The sequence below is a fragment of the Corallococcus sp. RDP092CA genome, from assembly GCF_041903675.1.
In the GTDB taxonomy this organism is placed as follows: domain Bacteria; phylum Myxococcota; class Myxococcia; order Myxococcales; family Myxococcaceae; genus Corallococcus.
In genome coordinates this window covers 1-21,489 of the sequence record NZ_JAYESI010000010.1, presented here as the reverse complement: position 1 = coordinate 21,489, position 21,489 = coordinate 1, and the positions used below count along the sequence as shown (strand labels likewise).

Annotated in this window: 23 protein-coding genes; 3 read left to right on the top strand and 20 right to left on the bottom strand. The window is 71.5% G+C overall.

Features of this window, described 5'->3' with window-relative positions; all coding sequences use genetic code 11:
* Positions 1-828: 828 nt before the first annotated feature.
* On the top strand, positions 829-2,229 hold the full coding sequence (locus U8525_RS13370; RefSeq protein ID WP_374265472.1) for a YhjD/YihY/BrkB family envelope integrity protein: 1,401 nt from the start codon (positions 829-831) through the stop codon (positions 2,227-2,229).
* A 125-nt stretch (positions 2,230-2,354) separates the two neighbouring features.
* Entirely contained in the window at positions 2,355-2,705 is a 351-nt protein-coding gene (locus U8525_RS13365; RefSeq protein ID WP_043321998.1) for an HU family DNA-binding protein, read from the top strand.
* A gap of 3 nt (positions 2,706-2,708) precedes the next feature.
* On the opposite strand, the gene U8525_RS13360 is transcribed toward U8525_RS13365, so the two are convergent.
* The 11 genes from U8525_RS13360 to U8525_RS13310 form a co-directional block, all read right to left on the bottom strand.
* The gene (locus tag U8525_RS13360; RefSeq protein ID WP_374265785.1) at positions 2,709-4,784 is read right to left on the bottom strand and encodes a flagellar biosynthesis protein FlhA; all 2,076 of its coding nucleotides are present in this window, start codon (positions 4,782-4,784) and stop codon (positions 2,709-2,711) included.
* Positions 4,784-5,830 carry an EscU/YscU/HrcU family type III secretion system export apparatus switch protein gene (locus tag U8525_RS13355; RefSeq protein WP_374265469.1) on the bottom strand — a complete coding sequence of 349 codons (1,047 nt, stop codon included), beginning with the start codon at positions 5,828-5,830 and terminating at the stop codon, positions 4,784-4,786. The genes U8525_RS13360 and U8525_RS13355 overlap by 1 nt, the downstream gene beginning before the upstream one ends.
* Positions 5,827-6,621 (bottom strand): EscT/YscT/HrcT family type III secretion system export apparatus protein, encoded by a 795-nt coding sequence (locus U8525_RS13350; RefSeq protein WP_374265467.1) that lies wholly within the window; start codon positions 6,619-6,621, stop codon positions 5,827-5,829. The genes U8525_RS13355 and U8525_RS13350 overlap by 4 nt, the downstream gene beginning before the upstream one ends.
* Positions 6,618-6,887 carry a flagellar biosynthetic protein FliQ gene (locus U8525_RS13345; protein WP_374265464.1) on the bottom strand — a complete coding sequence of 90 codons (270 nt, stop codon included), beginning with the start codon at positions 6,885-6,887 and terminating at the stop codon, positions 6,618-6,620. Before U8525_RS13345 ends, U8525_RS13350 begins: the two co-directional genes overlap by 4 nt.
* 4 nt (positions 6,888-6,891) lie before the next feature.
* A complete protein-coding gene (sctR, locus tag U8525_RS13340; protein WP_374265462.1) occupies positions 6,892-7,590 on the bottom strand; it encodes a type III secretion system export apparatus subunit SctR in 699 nt (232 codons plus the stop codon).
* 23 nt (positions 7,591-7,613) lie between these two features.
* Positions 7,614-7,988: a flagellar biosynthetic protein FliO gene (locus U8525_RS13335; RefSeq protein ID WP_374265460.1), complete on the bottom strand. Its 375-nt coding sequence runs from the start codon at positions 7,986-7,988 to the stop codon at positions 7,614-7,616.
* A gap of 113 nt (positions 7,989-8,101) precedes the next feature.
* Complete coding sequence (locus U8525_RS13330; protein WP_374265458.1) at positions 8,102-9,253, bottom strand: FliM/FliN family flagellar motor switch protein; 1,152 nt, start codon at positions 9,251-9,253, stop codon at positions 8,102-8,104.
* A gap of 151 nt (positions 9,254-9,404) precedes the next feature.
* A complete protein-coding gene (locus U8525_RS13325; RefSeq protein ID WP_374265456.1) occupies positions 9,405-9,884 on the bottom strand; it encodes a hypothetical protein in 480 nt (159 codons plus the stop codon).
* A 7-nt stretch (positions 9,885-9,891) separates the two neighbouring features.
* Complete coding sequence (locus U8525_RS13320; protein ID WP_374265454.1) at positions 9,892-10,707, bottom strand: flagellar M-ring protein FliF; 816 nt, start codon at positions 10,705-10,707, stop codon at positions 9,892-9,894.
* 15 nt (positions 10,708-10,722) lie between these two features.
* Entirely contained in the window at positions 10,723-11,211 is a 489-nt protein-coding gene (locus tag U8525_RS13315) for an ATP-dependent helicase HrpB (protein ID WP_374265452.1), read from the bottom strand.
* A 12-nt stretch (positions 11,212-11,223) separates the two neighbouring features.
* A complete protein-coding gene (locus tag U8525_RS13310; RefSeq protein ID WP_374265450.1) occupies positions 11,224-11,715 on the bottom strand; it encodes a hypothetical protein in 492 nt (163 codons plus the stop codon).
* A 227-nt stretch (positions 11,716-11,942) separates the two neighbouring features.
* Between U8525_RS13310 and U8525_RS13305 the strand changes: the two genes are divergently transcribed.
* Positions 11,943-12,275 carry a PilZ domain-containing protein gene (locus U8525_RS13305; protein WP_374265448.1) on the top strand — a complete coding sequence of 111 codons (333 nt, stop codon included), beginning with the start codon at positions 11,943-11,945 and terminating at the stop codon, positions 12,273-12,275.
* Positions 12,276-12,293: 18 nt separating this feature from the next.
* Here U8525_RS13305 and U8525_RS13300 read toward each other — a convergent pair whose 3' ends face one another.
* From U8525_RS13300 to U8525_RS13260, 9 genes are all read right to left on the bottom strand, one after another.
* Positions 12,294-12,695, bottom strand: coding sequence for a response regulator (locus U8525_RS13300; protein ID WP_374265446.1), 402 nt, complete (start codon positions 12,693-12,695; stop codon positions 12,294-12,296).
* Between the two features lie 128 nt (positions 12,696-12,823).
* Positions 12,824-13,549, bottom strand: coding sequence for an SH3 domain-containing protein (locus U8525_RS13295; protein WP_374265444.1), 726 nt, complete (start codon positions 13,547-13,549; stop codon positions 12,824-12,826).
* Positions 13,549-15,426: a BatD family protein gene (locus U8525_RS13290; protein WP_374265442.1), complete on the bottom strand. Its 1,878-nt coding sequence runs from the start codon at positions 15,424-15,426 to the stop codon at positions 13,549-13,551. The genes U8525_RS13295 and U8525_RS13290 overlap by 1 nt, the downstream gene beginning before the upstream one ends.
* Positions 15,410-16,447, bottom strand: coding sequence for a tetratricopeptide repeat protein (locus U8525_RS13285; protein WP_374265440.1), 1,038 nt, complete (start codon positions 16,445-16,447; stop codon positions 15,410-15,412). The genes U8525_RS13290 and U8525_RS13285 overlap by 17 nt, the downstream gene beginning before the upstream one ends.
* Entirely contained in the window at positions 16,444-17,499 is a 1,056-nt protein-coding gene (locus U8525_RS13280) for a VWA domain-containing protein (RefSeq protein ID WP_374265783.1), read from the bottom strand. Before U8525_RS13280 ends, U8525_RS13285 begins: the two co-directional genes overlap by 4 nt.
* Entirely contained in the window at positions 17,499-18,512 is a 1,014-nt protein-coding gene (locus U8525_RS13275) for a VWA domain-containing protein (protein WP_374265438.1), read from the bottom strand. The genes U8525_RS13280 and U8525_RS13275 overlap by 1 nt, the downstream gene beginning before the upstream one ends.
* Positions 18,484-19,476, bottom strand: a complete 993-nt coding sequence (locus tag U8525_RS13270) for a hypothetical protein (protein ID WP_374265436.1) — start codon at positions 19,474-19,476, stop codon at positions 18,484-18,486. The genes U8525_RS13275 and U8525_RS13270 overlap by 29 nt, the downstream gene beginning before the upstream one ends.
* Positions 19,473-20,354, bottom strand: coding sequence for a DUF58 domain-containing protein (locus U8525_RS13265; protein ID WP_374265434.1), 882 nt, complete (start codon positions 20,352-20,354; stop codon positions 19,473-19,475). Before U8525_RS13265 ends, U8525_RS13270 begins: the two co-directional genes overlap by 4 nt.
* A gap of 24 nt (positions 20,355-20,378) precedes the next feature.
* Positions 20,379-21,368, bottom strand: coding sequence for an AAA family ATPase (locus tag U8525_RS13260; protein ID WP_374265432.1), 990 nt, complete (start codon positions 21,366-21,368; stop codon positions 20,379-20,381).
* Positions 21,369-21,489 lie beyond the last annotated feature (121 nt).

Sequence of the window (21,489 nt, the reverse complement as noted above, 5' to 3'; positions counted from 1 at the left end):
CGGCAGCCGATGTCTACCTTCCCCGCGGACACAGCCCGACGGCTCCCCTCGCCCTCGCGTCGAATTGCGAGCAGCAGCCGAACCCACCTTCCTCGCGGACACACGGCCTGATGCCCCCCTTTCCCCGTGCCAAGCCGCGAGCGGCAGTCGATGCCCACTGTCCTCGCGGGCACACCGCCTGACGCCTCCCCTTTCCCCCGCGCCGAATTGCGAGCAGCAGCCGATATCCACCTTCACATGGCCTGACGCCTCCGCTTGAACCAAGGCACGAGCCGTCCGGCGGCCTCCGTCTGATGACCGCGAGTCCAGCGGGCACGCTGCCTTGGAGTTCCACCTGAAAACGCAGCACGAGCGACCTTGCGGGAGGCGGCCCTGGCGCCGCCGCTTGAACCAAAGTGCGAGCCGTCAGACGGCAGGACGGTGTCGGATTGACTTCAACGAGGTCCAACCACGAGCGCACCGCTCACCTTGAACGGAGCACGCATCGCATGGCGGCGGGCGTCGGCGGCCGGTTCGCGAGGGAGCACGAAGGCACCTCGGGCCATGGCCTTCTGTGGCTTCGCCCAGCCCGCCCTCCCGCATGGTGACCAGCCGGGCGGACGAGGACCGTGCATGTGCGGACAACGTCCGCTCCGGCGGGAGGGGAGGGCTGGTTCCCAGGGGCAGGGTTTGGCTACGGTGGCACTTCCACACCGGGGGGCGTCGTTCACCTTCTGGCCCGTTTGAATCGCCTGGGATGAACCGCTCGCCTCCGCGCCTTCGCACGCTCCTGGACTCCCGCGACCTGGCCGCGCCGGGCGGGAAGCACACCGGGAGGAGGCCGTGACCATGGCCCGGAAGGTGTCCTGGCGCGTCCGGCGGCCCCTGGTGCGGGTGCGAGCCTGGGCGCTCCAGACGGCGGCCCGTGTGTGGGCGCCCATCGGGGCCACGTCAGGCGGTCGCTTCGCGGCGGACATCTTCTTCGCGGCGCGCACCGTGGCGCGCGGCTTCATGGGCGAGAACCTGCGCCTGCGCGCCGCCGCGCTCACGTACATCAGCATGTTCTCGCTGGTGCCGCTGCTGACCGTGGGCATCGTGCTCCTGCGCACGCTCCACCAGGAGCAGTTCCAGCGGAAGCTGCGCTTCGTCATCTCCGAGGTGCTGGCCCCCGGGGTCAGCGAGGAGTCCGCCGCCCTGCTCGACCGGTTCCTGCACCCGGGCGACTCCATCGCGGTGGGCAGCGTGGGCTTCCTCGCGGTGCTGCTGTCAGCGGGCTCACTGCTGCGCCACATCGACGGCGCGGTGAACGAGCTGTGGGGCATCCGGCGCCAGCGCCCGTGGCTCACGCGGCTGGCCATCTACGCCGGGCTGCTGCTGCTGGGCCCCATCTTCATGGCCATCTCCTTCTCGGGTACGGGCCGGGTCCGCGTGTTCCTGCAGACCTACGCGCCCTCCGCGCCCCTGTTCATCGCCGTGGGCACCACGCTCATCGCCATGGGCAGCCTGACGCTGCTCTACCTCTGGACGCCCTACGCCCACGTGCGCGTGCGCTCGGCGCTGGCGGGCGGCCTGGTGGCCGGCCTGGGGTGGATGCTGGCGAAGCAGGTGTACGCGGAGTTCGCCGCGCGCAGCTTCCTCTACAACCCGCTCTACGCGTCGCTGGGCGCCCTGCCCCTGTTCCTCGCCTGGGTGTACGTGAGCTGGCTGGTGATGCTGTTCGGCGCCCGGCTGTCCTACGCCGTGGAGCACGTCTCCTTCCGCGACTCCCTCTTCGCCTTCGGCAGCCACCCGCGCGCCCACGAGCTGGTGGCCGCGCGCGTCGCCCAGGACGTCACCCTGTGCTGGGTGGATGGCCGCACCCCGCCCCTGCCCCGGGAGCTGGCCACGCGGCTGCGCGTGCCGGAGTCGCTGGTGCACGAGGTGGTGGACCGGATGGTGGAAGCCCGCCTGCTGGAGCGGGCGCGGCGGGGCGGCCTGCGTCCGGCGAAAGACCCCGCCGACATCACCCTCGCAGACACCACGCTCGCCGTGCACGGGGTGATGATCACCGGCGGCCCCGACACCTGGACGGGCCCCAAGGCCCCCGGCTTCGAACAATTCGAGCCCTTGTTCCAGGCGGCCGACTGTGCCGGGGTCGACCTGCTTCGCCGCACCCGGTGGCTGGACCTGGTGACGCCCCTGCGCCCGGGGCTGCTCGCCCCGCCCGCCCCCGAGGCCCCCAAGGCAGCGGCCAGCGACGGAAATCCGTAACGTTTTTAGAGGGTTGGGAGACCACCCGGCTTGCAAGGAGGAGGTGTTCTGTTATGTATTCGGATCTCGACCACGGGCCAGAGAGCCCTGTCACCAAGGGGTCACGGGGTTTGCGGGAGCGTCCGATGCTCAAGTCCGATCTGATCAACATCCTCGTCGCCAAACGAGGCGTGACCCAGAAGCAGGCGGAGGCGACCATCGAGACGATCTTCGAGTCGATGAAGGACGCCCTCTGCCGCGGGGAGAACATCGAGATTCGCGGGCTTGGCGCCTTCCACGTGAAGAACTACCAGGGCTACCAGGGCCGCAACCCGAAGACAGGCCAGGTCATCCCGGTGAAGCCCAAGCGCGGCCTGCTCTTCCGCACCGGCAAGGAGCTGCGCGACCGGGTCAACCGCCCCGCCCCGCTGCAGGCCCAGTCGGACCTGCCGCCCTCCTCCGAGTTCAAGGGCAGCAGCGGCACCGGCACCCTCTAGGCCTCACCGCCCCACGGCGACCGGCGAGAGCCGCCCGATGGGGCGAATCTGCAGGTCCCCATCCAGCTCTCCGTAGGTGAGCACCGCCACGTCCGGGAACGGGCCCTCGCACAGCTTGCGCAACGGACGGCGGATGTCCGGAGCCGCGAGCAGCACCGCCCGACCTCCCGTGGCGATCTGCCGCACCCCTTCCAGTATCTCCATGAGGCGCTCCGGCTCTGGCGCGAGCCCCCGGGGGCCGCTGGCGCGCAGCACCTCCTCCACCTCGGGGTCCACGAGGTACGCGTACAGCGGGCCCGTGGGCGCGAACTGGTGGCTCAGGTAGCGGTGCAGGGCCTGACGGCAGCGCTCGGCCAGGGCCGCCGCGTCGCCTTCGGTGGTGGGCGCCACGAGCGCCTCCAGGATGGCGCGCAGGTCGCGGATGCTCACCTGCTCCTGCACGAGCCGCCGCAGCACGTCCACCAGCAGCGGCAGCGGCACCTTCTGCAGCGCTTCCTTCACCAGCACGGGACACTGGGCCTCCAGCCCCTCCAGCAGCCCCTGCACCTCCTGGAGTCCCAGCAGCGCGGAGGCGCGCAGGCGCAGCACCGCCCGCAGGTGGTCCGCGATGAGCTCCGACGGCTTGCGCAGCGGCACCTGGGCCAGCTCCAGCCGGGAGCGGGCTCCCTCCCCCACGCGGCTGATGGGTCGCCCGCTAGCGGGCTCGACCGACGCCTCCGCCTGGACCTCCAGGAAGGCCAGCTCGGCCGGGGGAACGAGCGCGTACAGGGCGCCGGGCTGCACCACGCCGCCACCGGCGGGCACTTCGTCCAGGAGGATGCGGTACTCCCCCGGGCCCAGGTAGGCGGCGTGGGTCCGTACCCGGATGCCGGGGATGCGCACGCCCAGTTCAAAGAACAGCTCGTCGCGCACGGCGTTCAGCACCGTGTGGACGAAGGCGCCTCCGTCCGCCTCCGCCAGCGGCGTCAGCTGCGCGGACAGGTCCAGCGTGAGCGGCGTCACCCCGACCGGCGCCTTCGCGCTCTCCGGAGGCTTGCCCGCGGCCCCAGGCTGCGTTTCGGCTCCCGGGGAGGCCTCCGCTTTCACCTGGAGCGTCTCCGACGCCTGGCCCTTGCGCCGCAGCGCATACCCGAGCCCTCCGAGCCCCGCGGCCAGGACGAGGAAGGTCACGTGCGGCATGCCCGGCATCAAGGCCAGCGCGACACACAGGCCCGCGACGGTGGCCAGCGTGCGGAAGTCACCGAAGAACTGGGAGCCGATCTCCGACCCGAGCGAGTCCTCCTCCTTCTCCGCCGCCACCCGCGTGACGACGAGGCCCGCGGCCACCGCGATGCACAGCGAGGGCACCTGGGACACGAGCCCGTCGCCGATGGCGATGAGGGCGAAGGTGGCGGCGGCCTCGGAGAAGGACTGACCGTTCTGCAACACGCCAATGAGGGTGCCGCCCAGCAGGTTCACCGCGACGATGACGAGGCCCGCGACAACGTCGCCCTTCACGAACTTCATCGCGCCGTCCATGGCGCCGAACATCTGGGACTCGCGCTCCAGGTCGCGCCGTCGCCGCCGGGCCATCGTCTGGTCGATGGCGCCCGCGCGCAGGTCCGCGTCGATGGACATCTGCTTGCCGGGCATCGCGTCCAGCGTGAAGCGGGCGGACACCTCCGCGACCCGCTCCGCGCCCTTGGTCACCACCAGCAACTGCACGAGCGTGAGGATGGCGAACACCACCGCGCCCACCACGTAGTCGCCTCGCACCACGAATTCACCGAAGGCCTGGATGACCTCGCCCGCATGCCCCTCGGAGAGGGCCAGGCGCGTGGACGACACGTTGAGCGACAGCCGGAACAGCGTGGTGAAGAGCAGCAGGGTGGGGAACGACGTCACCCGCAGCGCGTCCCTCGCGTTCAGCGCCGCGACCAGCAGCGCCACCGCCGCGGCCAGGTTCACCGCGAGCCCCACGTCGAGCAGCCACGCCGGCAACGGGATGATGAGCGCCCCCAGCACGGCGGCCATCGCCACGGCGAGGACGACATCGGAGGACTGGCGGGCCTTCAGCAAGACCTTCAGGAAGGGGGGCATCATGTCTGTCTCCGTGGACGGTCGTCCGGCGCGCGAAGCTCCATCGCGGTCCGCAACACGACGGCCGCCGCCTGGTACAGCTCCTCGGGGATGGACTCGCCGACGTCGAAGTGGATGAGGCTGCGGGCCAGCGGCACGTCCCGGACCACGGGGATGCCCTGGCGGCGCGCCTCCTCCTTGAGCGCGAGCGCGTCCTGCTCCCGGCCCTTGGCCACGAGGTAGGGCGCGTCGCATTCGCCCGCGTCGTAGCGGAGCGCGACCGCGATGTGCGTGGGGTTGACGATCACTGCGGTGGCCTTCTGCACTCCACGTGCCGGTCCCCCCTGCGCCAGTTGGCGATGCAGGGCCCTTCGTTGTCCCTTGTGACGCGGGTCGCCCTCGCTCTCCTTGTGCTCTCGTTTGACCTCTTCGCGGGTCATCATCAGCTCGCGCCGGTGCCTGCGCCGGGCGAGCGCGCAGTCCACCGCGCCGCACCCCAGCACCACCCACGCCAGTCGCGTCACCAGCGCCGCCAGCCTGCCGACGAGGAACTCCCATCCCCGGCTTCCCTCGAGCCACGCGGCCCGCAGGGCATCGGGGCCGACCTCCTCCACCTCGTTCCAGACGATGAGGGCCAGCAGGGCCGCCACGAGCAGCGCCTTGCCCAGCTCGACCAGCGGCCGAGCGCTGAAGAGGCGCTTGAGGCCCGCGATGGGATTGATGCGCTCGAAATCCGGCGCAGCATGGCGTGCATCCAGGTCGAAGCCCACCGTAGCCACGGAGACCACCAGCGACGCGATAAAGGCTCCTCCCAAGGCAGGGCCGCACAGCCGGGCAGCGACCCACGCGCCCTCCTCCCATGCGCCCGCGAGGGTCTGTTCCAGCATCAACTTCGCGGCCCAGTCCTTCAGCCGGGCGAAGCCCTCGGGTGCGCATGCGATGAAGCCGAGCAGCCCTCCCAATGTCGTCGCGCCGGAGGACACCATCCGGCTTCGAGGAAGCTGCCCCTTGCGCCTGGCCTCGCGCAGCCGTTTCGCGGTGGGCTGCTCCGTCTTCTCGCCACTCATCGCGAGACCTCGCCCAGCAGCGCCAGCGCCCCCTCCGCCGAAGCCACGCCCGCGAGCAGCCGCTCACACAGCAGCCCCACGCCCAGCCACAGCAGCGCGCCACCTCCGAGGATTCGCAGCGGAGCCCCCGACTCCTGGAGGTTCACCTGCGCCGCGGCCCTCGATGCCATGCCCAGGAAGCCATCCACCGCGAGCGATGCGGCCGCCACCGGAGCGCCCACCGCGAACCCCGTGGCCATGGCGCCCCCCACCATCACCACGACCTGTAGTGCCGAGGCCTCCGTGGGCACGAAGGCCCCCAGCCGCACCACTCCGAAGCCGCGCAGCAGGGCGGAGAGCACCACGGGAAAGAGCGCGCCGGACACCACCCTCGCCACCAGCAGGTGGTACAGCGCATCGCCCGCAGCGGACTCGCGACTTCCCGCCAGCGGAAGGCTCGCCTCCGCGGAGGTTCCTCGAAAGAGGTCGATGAAGCGGCCCCCCATCCTCGCCGCGTCGAAGGGCAGCGCGGACACGAGGCCCACGGAGACGCCATAGGCCAGCTCACGAACCACGAGCGCCGCCATCACCACCGGCGTCTCCACCGTGCCGCTGAACTCCACGCCCGCCTCGAGGTGCAGGAAGAGCGACAGCGCGAGCACCAGGCCCAGCCGGACCGTCGTCGGCGCGGCCTGTCCCCCCAGCAATGGGCAGAGGAACGCGATGGGCACGAGCCGGGCCGCGCACAGCGACACCGCGACCACGTGCGGCCCCAGGGAGCGGAGCTGTTCACCCCAGACCTCCGGGTTCACAGCGCCACCTCCGCGATGAGCATGAGCAGGTGCTGGGTGAAGCGCGTGAGCTGCCCGGCGATCCACGGCCCCGCGAGCACCAGGGACAGCACCGCCGCGCACAGCTTGGGCACCACCGACAGCGTGCTCTCCTGCAGCTGGGTCGTCGCCTGGAAGAGGCTCATCAGGAAACCCACCAGAAGGCTCGCGCCGATGGGCGGCAGCGAGGCGAGCACCATCAACAGCAGGGCCTCGCGCCCCAGGGTGAGCAGGACGTCCTGGGTCATGGCGTCACCGGTAGCCGAGGATGAGGCCCCGCGCGAGCAGTGCCCAGCCATCCACGGCGACGAAGAGGAGGATCTTGAAGGGCAGGCTCACCTGGCTCGGCGACAGCGTCTGCATGCCCAACGCGAGCAGCACGTTGGCGATGACCATGTCGAGCACCAGGAACGGGAGGAAGACGATGAAGCCAATCTGAAAGGCCTCCTGCAGTTCGGTGATGACGAAGGCCGGGATGACGACGAACAGGTCCGTCTCCTGCACCTGTTCGGACTCCTCCGGAGGTCGCAGCTCGCGGGCCAGGTCCACGAAGCGGGCCCGCTCCTCCGGACTGCCATGCTTCATGAGGAAGGCACGCAGGGGCTCCGTCACCTGCTTCGCGGCGGAGAGGACCTGCGCACCGGAGTGCACCTCGTCGTAGGCCGCCTGACCCGCGTCGTACATGCGCTCCATCACCGGCGCCATGATGTGCCCCGTCAGGACCACCGCGAGCCCCGTGAGCACCAACGTCGGCGGAGCCTGCTGCGTGCCCATCGCCGAGCGGGCCAGGGAGAGCACCACGGCGATCTTCGAGAAGCTCGTCAGCATCAACACCGCGAACGGCAGGAGCGACAGGAGCGCGAGCATCACCATCATCGCCAGCGGACTGCCGGCATAGGAGGCCTGCGACAAGGATGGCTCCGCGGCGAACGCCAGCGCCGGCAGGAACATGCCGCATCCCAATCCGAGCGCCTTCATCCCCCACCCCGCTTCCGGGATGCACCGCACGCCATCTGGATCCGTCGCGTGCGAGGGAAGAGCACCGTCGGCTCCAGGTCCAGGTCCGGTCGCGGCTTCCCCGCCGGCCCCGACAGGGGACTCGTTAGAACCGCCACGGCCCGGGTCTCACGGAGCTCCGCGAAGGTATCGCCATAGGCCACGAGGTACCGCCGCCCATCCGCCTCCACGAGCGCGAGACCGCAGCGCTGCGAAAGCCCTGTCCGCGCGACGATGCGCAGGGGCTCCAGAGTCGCAGCATCGCCACTCCCGGACGAGCCGCCCTTGCGCAGCAACCCCCAGCCCAACCCCGCCAGCGCCATGGACCCAACCAGCAGGCGGGAGGTGCTCACCAGCGACAGTCCTCCCAAGGGCGCGAGTGTCGCAAGTCCCAGCAACAGGGCCGACGCGAGCAGCAGCCTGCCGCGTGGAGAGAACGATGAGAGCCACGTGTTCACGGGTGCGCTCACGGCAGCAACGCCAGGATGCGGGCGCCGACTTCGCCTTCGATCTCCACCAACTCCGCACGCGCGACCGCGCGGTCACCCACGCGCAGCAGCACGGGGCTGCTCGCGTTCACGTGCAGGGGGAGCAACGTGCCCGGCTTCAGGGCCGCCAGCTCCGACAGGGGCAACTGCAACCGCGTCAGCTCGATCTCCACATCCACCGGGAGCGGCGGCATCGCCTCGCTCCGCTTGTTCGTCGCCACCATGTCCGACTCCTGTCGGGCCGCGTGCGAATGCACGCTCCCCGTCGAAAAACCTTCCGCGAGAAACTCACCGCGGAGCGCGAAGCCCCGGGTGATCAGGTGCCCCTGTCCCTCCACCCGGCCAGCCCGGAGACGCACGCCCTCGAAGAGCACGACGTCACCCGCCGACAGCGCATCCACCGCCGCGGCCTGCAATGGACTGCGCCCCATGAGGCAGCGCGCGGGAATCGATGCAGCCAGCACCTGGGACGCGATGGCGCCTCCAGACTCCACGGGCAATTCCTGGAACGCGGTCTGCACGGCACGAGCAGGCAGGAGCACCCGGCCTCCCACGGTCGCTCCCTCCACCGCTGCCGTCAGCAGCACCGCCACATAGGGCTGTCTCGGGTCGACTCGCGTCAGCACGTCACCGCGCCGCATCGACACCGCGGAGAGACGAGGTCCCAGCCTTCGCACCCACTCGCCTTGCCCGCGCATCGCGGCCAGGGCGGACAGCAGCAGGTACACCAGCGTGGACTCTTCCAACCGGGTCAGCTCCGCCACGGGAGCCGGCCGCGGCCCCGTCCCCGCCAGCCTCGCCAGCGCCGCGAAGACCAGCGGCACCTCCAGCTCCACGATGGCGGTGCCCCCCACCGCCGACAGCTCCACCAGCGCGAACACCATTCCCACCGCCAGCTCGCGCTCCGGCTGGACCGCCGCCTGCACCAGGTGCCCCTCCACCTCGACCGCCGCGCCCAGGTCCCGTGACAGCGCCGCGCCCACGTCGCGCAGGAGCTCCGCGCCCCAACGCCCCACCTGGGGTCGCTGCCCCAACACCAGATGGGCGCGCGTCAGCCGGCGCGCTCCCGGGCGGAACGGACGCGTGGGCTTCCTCGCGGCGCTGGGGGACCTGACTGGATTCGTTTGCATCCGGAGCTCCGGGACGGCGATGGGACACACGTCCCCTGTGCACGGCCGTGGCCTGGGGACCAGCTCGTGGAATCAGGGTGTTGGCAGGAGTGGAGGTCCGTCTTCGGGATGCGGCGTTCCCGGTTCGGGATGGCCCTCCCCCCAGCGCTGCTCAGCGCAGGGCCTCGCGGATGCGCCGCTCCGCCAGGGCGGTCAGGGCCGGCCCGGCCTCCGCTCTCGGTGCGGTCCCCTCCCACTGGGGAAACCGGCTGCGGTGGTACGGCGGAAGCCCGCGCAAGGCCTCCTGGCGCAGGGCTTCGGGAGCTGTCTCCAGGAAGAGGGCCAGCCGGTTCGCGCCGTCCGGCCGCTCGCCGAACTCCACCGCCACCTTGGCCTGCCGCTGGGCGGAGGGCATGGCGGCGAAGCGCTCCAGGTGGCGCAGCGCCCTGCCTGCCTCGGCATCCAACAAGCCGCCCAGCAGCTCCGCGGCGCGCTCCCGCGCCAGGACACAGACGACCAGCGCGATGCGTTCCAGGGGCAGTGACAACGCGGGCAGCGTGACCTCCGCCGCCGTGGCCCGCGGTGGTTCCTTCCTCGCGGGCAGGAGCTTCCGGGCCTTTCGTAGCACCCGTCCCACGCGTGTGACGTCCATGGCGTGCTCAGGCCAGCTTGCGCGTGGAGCCTGGGGTCACCACCGGCCGCGCGGGCGTGGGCGGGACAGGCGGCGCCGCGGGGGGCTCCTGCGCCAGCCCCTGGAAGTGCCGCCAGCGCAGCGTCGTCCAGATGAGCGCCCCGGAGAGCCCCGTCACCAGCACGCCCAGCAGGGCGAGCACCACGCGCAGCCGCAGCGGGACGGGACCTCCCTTGGGCGACGGCGCCTCCACGTGCGTCGTCACCTCGTCCACCAGCAGCGACACCGCCTCCGGCGACAGCCCCTCCACGCCTCCCGCGATGAGCTCGCGCAACGTGTCCGCCGACTTGCGCACGCGCGCCGCGCCGCCGGGGGCCGTGCGCAGCATCGCCGAGGCCTTCGACGGCGTGGGAGCCTGCCCCGGCCTCGGCGGAGGTGGAACGACCAGGTGCACGCGCGCCAGCAGCACGCCGTCCACCGTCTGGAGCGTCTTCTCCAGCTCCCGCTCCATGCCCCGGACGCGGCAGACCTGCTCCTCCAGCGGCGAGCGCACGAGCCCGCTTCCTCCAAACACGTCGCAGCCCGTCTCGGCGGCGAGCCGAGGCAGCCCCAGCTCCGCCAGGATGCGCACCGCGTCCGAAGACTGCGCGTCGGCCACCTCGATGGCCCAGGTGGGTTTCTTGCCCGACTCTGGCACCTTGCGCGCGTCGAGCCCCCGCTCGACGAGCACCGTTTGCAGCTCGTTGGCCTGACGCTCGTCGAGGCCATGCTGGATGCGCTCCCGGCACGCGGCAGCGCCCAGGAGCAGGAGGAGACAGAGACAACGAAGGGGAGCGGAACGCATGGAACGAAGGACTCCTCACACCTGGGTCTGGAGGACCTGCTTGACGCCGCCGGTGGCCTTCTCGACGACCTTGCCGGCGAGATCGAGCTCCTGACTGGCGCGGTAGACGTGGGCCTGGAGCGCGATCAACTCCGAGGGGCTGAAGGTGCGGCCGGACTCGGCGAGCTTCAGGATGTGATCCAACCGCTGCTGCGCCTGCCCCACCCGGTCCAGCACCTCCACCGCCTGCTGACTGCGCGCTGACTGCACGGAATCCACGCGCGTGCCCGGCTTCACCTCCGCGCAGCCCGCCTTCGCCCGCTCCACGCCGTCCGCCCGCGACGTGCCGGCGGTGGCCTCGGTGGGCGCGCGCACCGGCTTCGGCGGTCCCTCCGTCGCCACGGGCACCGGGCGCGACGCGGGCGGACGCGCGCCGTCCAGCACCTCGCCGAAGCGCTGCCTGCCGGACTCCACCGCGGGCGAAGGCCCCGCGCCGTCCACGGCTCCCAACTTGTCGATGGCCATCGCGAGCGCGCCTCAGCGGATGTTGTTGATGGCGGCCTTCGCCGAGTCGTGGCGGACCTTCATGATGTTGGAGATGGCGTTGTGCTCGCGGCTCTCCTTCTGCATCGCGTTCTGGAGCGACAGGTAGGCCACGTTGAACTTCTGGCCGTCCTCGGCCATCAGCCGCTGCGCCTCCAGCAGGTCCCACGCGTCCCCCGTCCCCGTCGCCCCGGTCGAAGCCGTGGTCCCCGCCGTGCTCGCGCGCGCGGACGGCGCGGAGGCCCCACCCGCCGCTGGCACCGACGACACCGCTTCGACCGGCACCGCCGCGGACACCGTGCCGCTCAGCGTGGACACCACCGCGCTGGAGATGGGGCCCGACGGCAACATGCCGCCCACGAGCCCCGCGCCCGTGCGCACCACCTCGCGCGCCGCTCGCGCCAGCGTGGGGCCGAACTCCGTCTTTGGCGTCTGACGCGCGATGGACGGGGCGATGCTCAACGACGGGATGCGACGGTCTTCCAAGAGGTGCCTCCGGCAGGGATTCGCCGGGGCTGCCTTCCATTGTCCATGCCAGGGGCCAACCCCCTGAAACGACAGGGACGCGGTCCTTCGCCCCTGCGACAGGCGTCTCCCATGCGCGGGTGACTGGTCCACGGCGCGGGACGGCGGACGAAAACCCGAAAACTTGCCACCGCTCCAACCTGATTCAGAGTTGTCGCGTCCTGTCGCACTTGAAGGTGAGTCCCCCGATGATGAACCCCTCCAACGACCCCCGTCCGAACGAGCGCGAGCGCTACCACCCGCGCGTCGAAGCCCGGCTCCAGGTCAAGGTGCTCCTGTCGGGCCGCACCGTGACGGCGCAGGCGCGCGATATCTCCATGAACGGCCTGTTCCTCCAGGCCCACCCGGCGGATACGCAGCGCGCGCTCACCATCGCCCTGCCGCTGCCGGGCGACCGGGAGCTCGTCACCATGTGCACCATCCGCCGCCGCGAAGTGGACGGCGTCGCGCTGGAGTTCGGCGAGCTGGACTGGGACGACCTCATCGCCCTGGCCCGCTTCCTCCACCCCCACCTGCCGTAAGGGGCCTCTGGTGGAGCGTCAGTCCGCGGCCGTGTGGGCCGCGCGCAGCCGCTCCACCAGGTCCATCAGCTCCGCGCCGCGGAAGGGCTTGTGGATGTAGCCATCCGCGCCCGCCTGCGTCGCGCTCTCCACGTCCGCCTTCTTCGCCTTCGCGGTGAGCATGTAGAGCGGCACCTTCGCCGTGGCCGGGTCGCTCTTCAGGATGCGACACACGGAGACGCCGTCCAGCTGCGGCAGCACCACGTCCATCAGGATGAGGTGGAAGGTCCGGTCGCGGGCCAGCTTCAGGCCCTCGATGCCGTTGGCCGCGCAGACCACGTCCACCGCGCCGTCGCTCAGCATGGAGCGCACCAGTTCGCGGATGACGGGCTCGTCCTCGACGAGCAGGATGTGAAAGGGCGCCTGCGCGTTGCCAGCCATGGTTCCTCGGGGCCCCTCGTAGGCCATTGCCCTGGCGACGTCCAGCGAAGCGACATCTCCCGGCTGCCCCTCTGTACGAAAGCGGGCCGCTGCTGGATTCCCGCGGGCGGGGGTCACTCCGGCCCCGCCTAGATTTCGGAGACGCCGTCGCGCTCGGCCCAGCCCTCCAGGCCGTTGGGCAGGCGGATGCGCACGTACTTCCCCGTCTCCTCCAGGAGCTGCACCTTCAGCCCGGCGTGCACCTCGAAGAGGGAGCGCCCCTCCGAGCGCGGCAGCTCGCGCGCCACCAGCGTGGGCGACAGCACCACGGCCTCGTGCACGTTCTGGTGCACCCAGATGTGCGCCCCCAGCAGCAGCGCCGCCGGCACCGCCGCCGTGAGGCAGAGGCCCGCCACCACCGCCACCGCCGTGCGGCACATTGCGGGGAAGAGGCGCCGGAAGAGCAGCAGCGCGAAGCCCACCAGCCACGCGACGAAGAAGACCCAGGCCACGGCCTCGCCGTCCGTCGCCGCCGCCAGCCGGGGGAGGAAGGCCTCGTCCGCGGTGGCGCCCACGACCTTGTCCACCTGCCGCGCCCGCGCCAGGGCCAGGTTGGCCTCCAGGTCCGCGGCGCGGCCGCCCTGCTTGCGGGCCTGCTCCAGCGCCAGCACCGCGCGGCCCAGGTCGCCCCGGGCCAGGTGCGTGGTGCCCAGGTTGTAGAGCACGTCCGGCCCGCCGAAGCCGTGGGCCAGGAGCTTCTCGTAGTGCGACTGCGCGGTGGCGTAGTCCTCGCGCCCGTACGCGTCGTTGGCCTGCTGGAAGACGGCCTCCGCTTCCTCGGCGGTGTAGTAGCCCTGCGTCGCCGCGTCGCTCATCACGCCCAGCCCTCCATCACCGCCGCCGCGGTCGCCAGCACCTTGCGCCGCTCCCCCGGCTCCACCCCGCCGCCGTAGCGGCCCAGGTCGCACGCCTCCAGCACGAAGAGCACGCGCGCGCGCCGCTCCGCGTCCACGCCCGCCGCCGTCAGCCTCTCGCCCAGCGCCTCGCGCGTCAGCCCGCCGACGGGGAAGCCCAGCTGCGCCTCCAGGAAGCCCGTCATCGCGCGCTCCACCTCCACGTAGAACGCGCCCGCGTCCGAGCCCGCCTTGAGCTTCTCCGCCTCCGCCAGCCGCTTGCGCGCGGCCTTCGCCTGCTGACGGCCCCGGCCCGCCTCCGAGCGGGTGGCCAGCCGGCCGCGCATGCCGCCCACGAACGCCACGCCCGCCAGCAGGCCCAGCGGCGCCAGCACGCCCGCGACGAAGAAGGGCTGCGTCCACGCGGGCTGCGACGGCCCCACGAAGTGCGCCTGCGCGCGCACCGGACGCAGGCCTCCGGCGGTGAGCACGTTCTTCTGCTCGTTGGCCGCGTCCGCCACCTGCGAGGGCGTCATCGTCGAGGGCAGCGACGACACGCCGCCCGCGCCCGCCTCCACGGTGACCGTCACCGCGTCCGTGCGCGCCACTTCATACTGGCGCCGCACGGGGTCGAAGTAGGGGAAGCGCAGCTCCGGCAGCGTGAAGGTGCCCGTGCGCTGCGGCATCACCAGGTACTCCACCACGCGGCGGCCCTGGATGCGGTTGCGGTTGGGGGTGAGCCGGTCCGTCGTCGTCGGCTCGTAGATCTTCAGCGCGGCCGGGCCGGTGAGCTTGGGCGGGGTGACGTTCTTCACGTTGCCCTGGCCCTCCAGGATGACCTTCACCGTGATGGGCTGGCCCAGCTCCACGCGCGTCTGCGACACGTCCAGCGACATGCGCCACGAGCCCACGTTCGCGTTGGACATGTTCGGCGGCGCGCCGTTCGGCAGGGGCCGCACCTTCACCTTCAGGCCGTTGGAGACGCGGTGCACGCGGTGGCCCGCGAAGAGGAAGCCCGTGGTGATGTCCGCCTCCGCCGGGGTGATGAGCAGCGTGCCGGACTTCACCGGGAACAGCGCGCGGCGGCGCAGCAGGTAGGCGCGGTACGGGATGCCGTCCACCACCTTCTGCTCGCCCGAGAGCTGCGTGGGGCTCTCCACCTCCTCCGTCCAGAAGCCCTCCAGCTTGGGCATCGTCACCGCGTCCACGCTGGACAGGTCCACGCGCGAGTAGATGTAGAGCGACAGCGTGGCCTGCTCGCCCACGTAGAGGTCGTCGCGGTCCAGGCTCGCGCGCAGGAACAGGTCCGAGTCCCCGCGCGGAATCACCGGCTCATCGCCCATCAGGTCGGAGTCGTCGTCCCCGAACGGATCCGGCATGTTGCGGAAGTTGCGGAACGGGTCCGGCAGCTGCGACCGGCCGCCCTGCTGCGCCTGGGGGGCGTTGCCCACGCGGCCCTCGCGCACGGTCAGCGGCACGGGGTCCGTGCGGTACGTGCGGCCCCCGGCGCTGAGCGTCGCGGGCGGGATGGTGAGCTTGCCCGCGCGCAGCGGGCGCATCAGCAGCTCGTGGCGGGTGATGTCCTGGATGACGGCGGGGCCGCCGCCGGACAGCGAGATGGAGCGCTGGCTGCCGCGCGACGAGGAGAGCACCTCGAAGTCGTTGGACTCGGGCAGGCGCACCTGGGCGTTGGACGGCGCGTCCACCACCACCACGGTGAGCCGGAAGGTGTCGTCGGTGCCCACCTCGTTGCGGTCCACCGTCTGGTAGAACTCGATGTCCGCCGCCCACGCCGGCGCCGTGGCCAGGAGGGCGAGCACGGCGAGCAGCGCCGTGCGCCCGCTACCAGTCCTTCTCATTGGGCTTCCTCTGCTTCTTCTTCTGCTGGAAACGCCAGAGCTGGAGATTCTTCTCGTTCTGCTTCATCGCATCCAGCAGGCGCTCGGCCTCCTGCCGGTCGACGTCACCCGGCGAACTTCCGCCGTCGCGCGGGTTGGCCTCCGCCTCCTGCTCGGCCTCGCTGCCGCCGTCCGTGCCACCATCGCGCGAGTCACCCTCGCCCTCGCCCTGGCCACCGTCGGCGCCGCCATCCGCGCCGCCGTCAGCGGGCCCGGCGTCACCGCCGCCGTCGGCGCCGCCATCCGCGCCGCCGTCACCGGGGCCCCCATCACCGCCGCCGCCATCCGCGCCGCCGTCGGCACCGCCATCCTGCGCGCCGCCGTCCTGGCCTCCATCGGCGCCGCCGTCCGCGCCGCCGTCGGCACCGCCATCTGAACCGCCGTCCTGGCCCGCGTCCTGCGGCGTGCCGCCGTCGCCCTTCTGGCCGCCGTCCTCACCCGCGTCCGGGCGTCCGCCGTCGCTGCCGCCGTCCTGGCCTCCGTCGGTGCCGCCATCCGGGCCGTTCTGGGGCGGCGGCAGGTCGCGCAGCACCACCTCGTAGTTGTGCCGGGCCTGCGGATCCGTGGGGTCCAGCGTGAGCGCCTTGCGGTAGGACTTGAGCGCCTCCGCGCGGTCGCCCGCCGTGGCCGCGAGGTTGCCCAGGTTGTACCAGCTCTTCTGCGCCAGGTCGGGCTGGCGCGAGGACTCCGCCACCTGCTTGAACGCCTCGCGCGCCTCCGCCGCGCGGCCCAGCTTCGCCAGCGCGTCCGCGCGGTTGAACTCCACCGTCGGATCATTGGGCCGCTCCTTCTTCGCGGCCTCGAAGTCCTTCAGCGCGTCCTCGTAGCGTCCGGCCGCGTAGGCCTCGCGCCCGCGCTGCACCAGCGGGTGGTCCTTCTCCAGCGGCCCCACCGCCCACGCGGGGCCCGGCAGCGCCAGCAGGCTCGCCAGCCCCACCGCCATCGCGCGCGCCGCGCGCCGCCGCATCGGATGCGCGCTCATGCGGCCCTCCGGCGCGAGGGGATGAGCGCCATGCCCAGCACCAGCAGCACCAGGCCGGGGATGGCGAACCACTGGAAGCGCTCGTCGTAGCGGACCGTCACGCGGCTCTCCAGCTCGCTCTTCTGCAACTGGTCGATGCGCTCCACCACCTGCCCCATGGCCACGCCGTTGGGCTGGTAGAAGAAGGCGCCGCCCGTGGCGTCCGCGATGGCCGTGAGGCCCGCGCGGTCCAGGCGCGTGATGACCGTGTCGCCGTTGGAGTCCTTCTTGTAGTCCACGAACTCGCCGCGCCGGTCGTAGACGGGGATGGGCTCACCGGAGTCCGAGCCCACGCCCACCGCGAGCACCTGGACGTGCGCGTCCTTGAGCGCCTCGGTGGCCTCGCGCACCTCGCCCGTGAGGTCCTCGCCGTCCGACAGCAGCACCACCACGCGGTCCTTGGAGCCCCGGTCCGCGTTGTCCAGCACCTGCTTGGCCAGCCGCAGCGCCGCGCCCACGTTGGTGCCCCCCTGGGGCATCACGTCCGGGTCCACCGCGCGCAGGAACAGCTTCACCGCCGAGTAGTCCGACGTGAGCGGGGACTGCACGAACGCATCCCCCGCGAACACCACCAGGCCCGTCCGGTCGCCCTTCAGCTCGTCCAGCAGCGTGTTCAGCTCCAGCCTCGCGCGGTCCAGCCGGCTGGGCTGCACGTCCCGGGCGAGCATGGACTTGGACGCGTCCAGCGCCACCACCACGTCGATGCCCCGGCGCTTCGTCAGCTCGCTCTTCGTGCCGCACTGGGGCTGCGCGAGCGCGAGCCCGAACAGCATCAACCCCAGGCCATACAGGCCCCCCTGCGCCGCCGGCCGCCACACGGACACCCCCGGCGCGAGCGTCGCCGCGTGGCGCTCCGCGATGAGCGCCGACAGCCGCGTCCTGCGGCCCAGCGCCTTGAGCAGCGCGAGCAGCCCCAACAGCAGGCCCAGCAGGAACAGGCCCAGGAACACGGGCTGCGCCAGGCCCGTCTGATAGCCCAGGAGCGTGAAGCGCCAGGCCTCCAGCGTGGGCATCATGGGAACACCCGCAGGAAGGTGGCGCGCAGGAGCAGCTCCAGCGCGGCGAGCCCGAACGCCACCAGCAGGAACGGGTGGAAGTTCTCCTTGTACGTGGCGCTGGCGCCGCCCTCCATCAGCTTCGAGCGCTCCAGCGAGTCCAGCACCTTCTGCAGGCCCTGCTTGAGGCCCTCCGGGTCGGTGGCGCGGTAGTACTCGCCGCCGGTGCGGTCCGCGATGTCCTGCATCAGCTCCGGGTTGATGGGGATCTCCGTCTCGCGCCACACGGTGTTGCCGAACAGGTCCGTGCCCTGCGGGAAGGGCACCTTGCCGCCCTTGCCCACGAGGATGGTGTAGATGGGGATGTGGAGCGACGCGGCCATGTTCGCCGCGTCCAGCGGGGAGATCTTGCCGGCGTTGTTGTCGCCGTCGGTGATCAGCACCACCACGCGGCTCTTCGCGTCGGAGTCGCGCAGGCGGTTGAGCGACGTGGCGATGGCGTCCCCAATGGCCGTGCCGTCCTCCAGCACGCGGGTGCGCAGCTGCTTGAGCACCTCCTTCAACACGCCGTAGTCCAGCGTCAGCGGGGCCTGCGTGTACGCGGCGCCGGAGAACACCACCAGGCCCAGGCGGTCGTTCACGCGGCTGGAGATGAAGTCGGTCAGCACCTCCTTCGCCACGTTGAGGCGGTTCTGCGGCCGGAAGTCACCGGCCTCCATGGACGTGGACAGGTCCAGCGCCACCACGATGTCGATGCCCTCCACCGACAGGTCCCTCACGCGCGAGTCGCGCGACTGCGGCCGGGCGATGGCCACCACCGCCGCCACCACCGCCACCACGCGCAGGAGCGGGAGCAGCGGCAAGAGGTACGCGCGGAAGCCCCGGCCGCCCTTCGCGAAGACATGCGCGGCGGAGAAGCGGAGCGTGGCGCGGCGCTTGCGTTCCCAGAACGCGAGCGCCAGCAGCAGCGGCGCCAACAGCAGGGCCCAGAGCGCCTCCGGGTTATTGAACGCGAGGTCCGGGGGCAGCATCGGGCTTGGGGGGAGCGGGAGGGACGAACGTCTTCGCGAGCAGGTCGTAGCCGAAGGCCAGCGCCTGCTTGCAGGAGTCGGGGGAGGCGTCGGCGCGGGCGTACTTCACCATGTCCGACTCGGAGACGAAGCGCATCAGCGCGTCCTCCGGGAGCCCCGGCGTGTGCAACCTGCGCAGGGACGTCATCAGCTCGGACGAGGTGCACTCCAGGGCCTCGAAGCCGTAGCGCTCGCCCAGGTAGCCGCGCACGATTTCGGAGAGGCGGAAGTAGAACTCCTTCACGTGGCCGCGGGCGGGCAGGTCCTCGCGCTTGAGCGCGTCCAGGGACTGGCGCACGCGCACGTCCAGCGGCAGCACCGGGACGACCTTCTCGCGCTTCGGCCGGCGCTGCCACCAGCGCACCAGCGCCCAGGCGGCCACGCCCACCGCCAGCGCCACCGCGAGGGCGTAGAGCAGCGTCCAGGACCGGATGGGCACCTCCTGCGGGGGCTGGTAGTCGAACAGCTCCGCGCCCTGCCCCTGCGCGTCCGGCGGCAGCGTGGAGACCACGTCCACCGTCTTGCCCTTGAGCACGAACCGGCGCGGCCCCTCCGGCGTCGCCACGTCGAAGGTGAGGTCCGGCAGCGGCACGGCGCCCAGCTCGAAGGCGGAGAAGCGCAGGCCGAACGTCGTGGTCGCGTCGCTGGCGCTGTCCTGGCGCTGGCGCGTCTGCTGGAGCAGCTCCACCGGGCCCTCGCCGGTGGGCGCCACCAGCTCGTAGCGCTGGTCCTTCGGGTGCGTGAGCGTCACCTGGTAGGTGAACGGCTCGCCGATGCGCACCTCTTCCGGCTCCACCCGCGCGGACGCGCCCGTGGGCGCCACCAGCTCCAGGGCCACGGGGGCCCTGGGCGCGGCGGGCGCCTGGGCCCACGCGGACGGCGCGCTGACGAACAGGAGGGCCGCGAGGACGCGCGCGTGTCTCATGCCGCCATCCTCCGGGCCCGCGCGCGGAAGAAGTTCACCAGCGCCTTGCCGTGGTCGTCGCCCGCGCGCAGCTCCACGTGGTCCAGCTCCAGCTTCTTGAACAGCTTGCGGCGCTCGTCGCGCTGGGCCTGCATGGCGCGCATGAACCTGCCGCGCACGGCGGTGGAGCTGGTGTCCACCACGAAGCGCTCGCCCGTCTCCGGGTCCTCCATCTCCACCAGGCCGTGGCTGGGGAAGCGGTGCTCCAGCGGATCCTCGATGACCACCGGCACCAGGTCGTGGCGGCGGCCCACCAGGCGCAGGGGCTTCTCGTAGCCCGTCGCCATGAAGTCCGACACGAGGAACGTCACGGCCTTCCGCTTGGACACCTGCGTCAGGTACGTGAGGCCGGCGGACAGGTCCGTGCCGTGGCCCTTCGGCTTGAAGGTGAGGATGTCGCTCACCAGCCTGAGCACGTGCATGCGGCCCTTGCGCGGCGGGACGACCTTCTCCACCCGGTCCGAGAAGAGGATGAGCCCCACGCGGTCGTTGTTCGCGATGGCGCTGAACGCGATCTGCGCGGCCACCTCCGCGGCCACCTCCGCCTTGGTGCGGTCCCTGGAGCCGAACTCGTTGGAGGCGGACACGTCCACCAGCAGCATCACCGTGAGCTCGCGCTCCTCGGTGAAGACCTTGATGAAGGCCTCGTTCATGCGCGCGGTGACGTTCCAGTCGATGAAGCGGATCTCGTCGCCGGGCTGGTACTGGCGCACCTCGGAGAAGGCCATGCCGCGGCCCTTGAACACCGAGTGGTACTGGCCGGCCAGCATGTCGGAGACCACCTTGCGGGTGCGAATCTCCAGCTTGCGGATGCGGCGGATGAGGTCCTTGGGCAGCACGGGCGCGCTCTTACCGGAGGCCTTTCAGGGGACTTCCACGCGGTCGAAGACGCGCTGGATGATCTTCTCCTGGGTGAGCTCCTCGGCCTCCGCCTCGTAGGTCATCGCGATGCGGTGGCGCAGCACGTCGAAGGCGATGGCCTTCACGTCCTCCGGGGTGACGAAGCCGCGGTGGCGCAGGAACGCGTGCGCGCGGGCCGCCTGCGCCAGCGCGATGGTGGCGCGCGGCGAGGCGCCGAACTGGATGTAGTCCGCCAGGTCCTTGAGGCCGTAGCGCGCGGGCTCGCGCGTGGCGAACACCACGTTGAGGATGTAGTCCTTCACCTTCTCGTCCATGTAGATGTCGTGGACGAGCGAGCGCGCGCGCACCAGGTGCTCCAGCGCGATGACCCGCTGGGCCTTGGGCGACGAGCCCCCGGCCATGCGGTCCATGATGACCTTCTCCTCATCACGGGTCGGGTAGCCCACCTTCACCTTGAGCATGAAGCGGTCCACCTGGGCCTCGGGGAGGGGGTAGGTGCCCTCCTGCTCGATGGGGTTCTGGGTGGCCAGCACGAGGAAGGGGGACGGCAGGCCGAAGGTCTGGTCCCCGATGGTGACCTGGCGCTCGGCCATGGCCTCCAGGAGGGCGGACTGGACCTTGGCGGGGGCGCGGTTGATTTCGTCCGCGAGGACGATGTTCGCGAAGATGGGGCCCTTGCGGACGGTGAAGGCGGCCGTCTGCTGGTTGTAGATCATGGTGCCGACGAGGTCCGCCGGCAGCAGGTCGGGCGTGAACTGCACGCGCATGAAGGTGGCGCTGAGCGAGTCCGCCACGGTGCGCACGGTGAGCGTCTTGGCGAGTCCGGGCACGCCCTCCAGGAGGACGTGGCCGTTGCACAAGAGGCCGATGAGGATGCGTTCGAGCATGTACCGCTGCCCGACGATGACCTTGCCGGTCTCCTGGTTGAGGAGCTCGACGAAGCTGCTTTCCTGCTGCACGCGTTCGGTGAGCGCACGGATGTCGGTGTTCATGTCCCCTCTGTCGGCCTGGGCGGCGGGCAGCCTAGGGTTCCCGGGCGTCCGGCTCAACACCGCTGTGACCCGGACATTCCGTCAAGCCGCCCCGTGCCGTAAAGGGTCATCCCCCATGTCC

Excerpts from the sequence above, each read along its gene's own strand:
- U8525_RS13370 (WP_374265472.1), top strand. The coding sequence starts at position 829 with ATGGCCCGGAAGGTGTCCTGGCGCGTCCGGCGGCCCCTGGTGCGGGTG.
- U8525_RS13365 (WP_043321998.1), top strand. The coding sequence starts at position 2,355 with ATGCTCAAGTCCGATCTGATCAACATCCTCGTCGCCAAACGAGGCGTG.
- U8525_RS13360 (WP_374265785.1), bottom strand. The coding sequence starts at position 4,784 with ATGCCCCCCTTCCTGAAGGTCTTGCTGAAGGCCCGCCAGTCCTCCGAT.
- U8525_RS13355 (WP_374265469.1), bottom strand. The coding sequence starts at position 5,830 with ATGAGTGGCGAGAAGACGGAGCAGCCCACCGCGAAACGGCTGCGCGAG.
- U8525_RS13345 (WP_374265464.1), bottom strand. The coding sequence starts at position 6,887 with ATGACCCAGGACGTCCTGCTCACCCTGGGGCGCGAGGCCCTGCTGTTG.
- sctR (WP_374265462.1), bottom strand. The coding sequence starts at position 7,590 with ATGTTCCTGCCGGCGCTGGCGTTCGCCGCGGAGCCATCCTTGTCGCAG.
- U8525_RS13330 (WP_374265458.1), bottom strand. The coding sequence starts at position 9,253 with ATGCAAACGAATCCAGTCAGGTCCCCCAGCGCCGCGAGGAAGCCCACG.
- U8525_RS13325 (WP_374265456.1), bottom strand. The coding sequence starts at position 9,884 with ATGGACGTCACACGCGTGGGACGGGTGCTACGAAAGGCCCGGAAGCTC.
- U8525_RS13320 (WP_374265454.1), bottom strand. The coding sequence starts at position 10,707 with ATGCGTTCCGCTCCCCTTCGTTGTCTCTGTCTCCTCCTGCTCCTGGGC.
- U8525_RS13315 (WP_374265452.1), bottom strand. The coding sequence starts at position 11,211 with ATGGCCATCGACAAGTTGGGAGCCGTGGACGGCGCGGGGCCTTCGCCC.
- U8525_RS13305 (WP_374265448.1), top strand. The coding sequence starts at position 11,943 with ATGATGAACCCCTCCAACGACCCCCGTCCGAACGAGCGCGAGCGCTAC.
- U8525_RS13300 (WP_374265446.1), bottom strand. The coding sequence starts at position 12,695 with ATGGCTGGCAACGCGCAGGCGCCCTTTCACATCCTGCTCGTCGAGGAC.
- U8525_RS13295 (WP_374265444.1), bottom strand. The coding sequence starts at position 13,549 with ATGAGCGACGCGGCGACGCAGGGCTACTACACCGCCGAGGAAGCGGAG.
- U8525_RS13290 (WP_374265442.1), bottom strand. The coding sequence starts at position 15,426 with ATGAGAAGGACTGGTAGCGGGCGCACGGCGCTGCTCGCCGTGCTCGCC.
- U8525_RS13285 (WP_374265440.1), bottom strand. The coding sequence starts at position 16,447 with ATGAGCGCGCATCCGATGCGGCGGCGCGCGGCGCGCGCGATGGCGGTG.
- U8525_RS13280 (WP_374265783.1), bottom strand. The coding sequence starts at position 17,499 with ATGCCCACGCTGGAGGCCTGGCGCTTCACGCTCCTGGGCTATCAGACG.
- U8525_RS13275 (WP_374265438.1), bottom strand. The coding sequence starts at position 18,512 with ATGCTGCCCCCGGACCTCGCGTTCAATAACCCGGAGGCGCTCTGGGCC.
- U8525_RS13270 (WP_374265436.1), bottom strand. The coding sequence starts at position 19,476 with ATGAGACACGCGCGCGTCCTCGCGGCCCTCCTGTTCGTCAGCGCGCCG.
- U8525_RS13260 (WP_374265432.1), bottom strand. The coding sequence starts at position 21,368 with ATGAACACCGACATCCGTGCGCTCACCGAACGCGTGCAGCAGGAAAGC.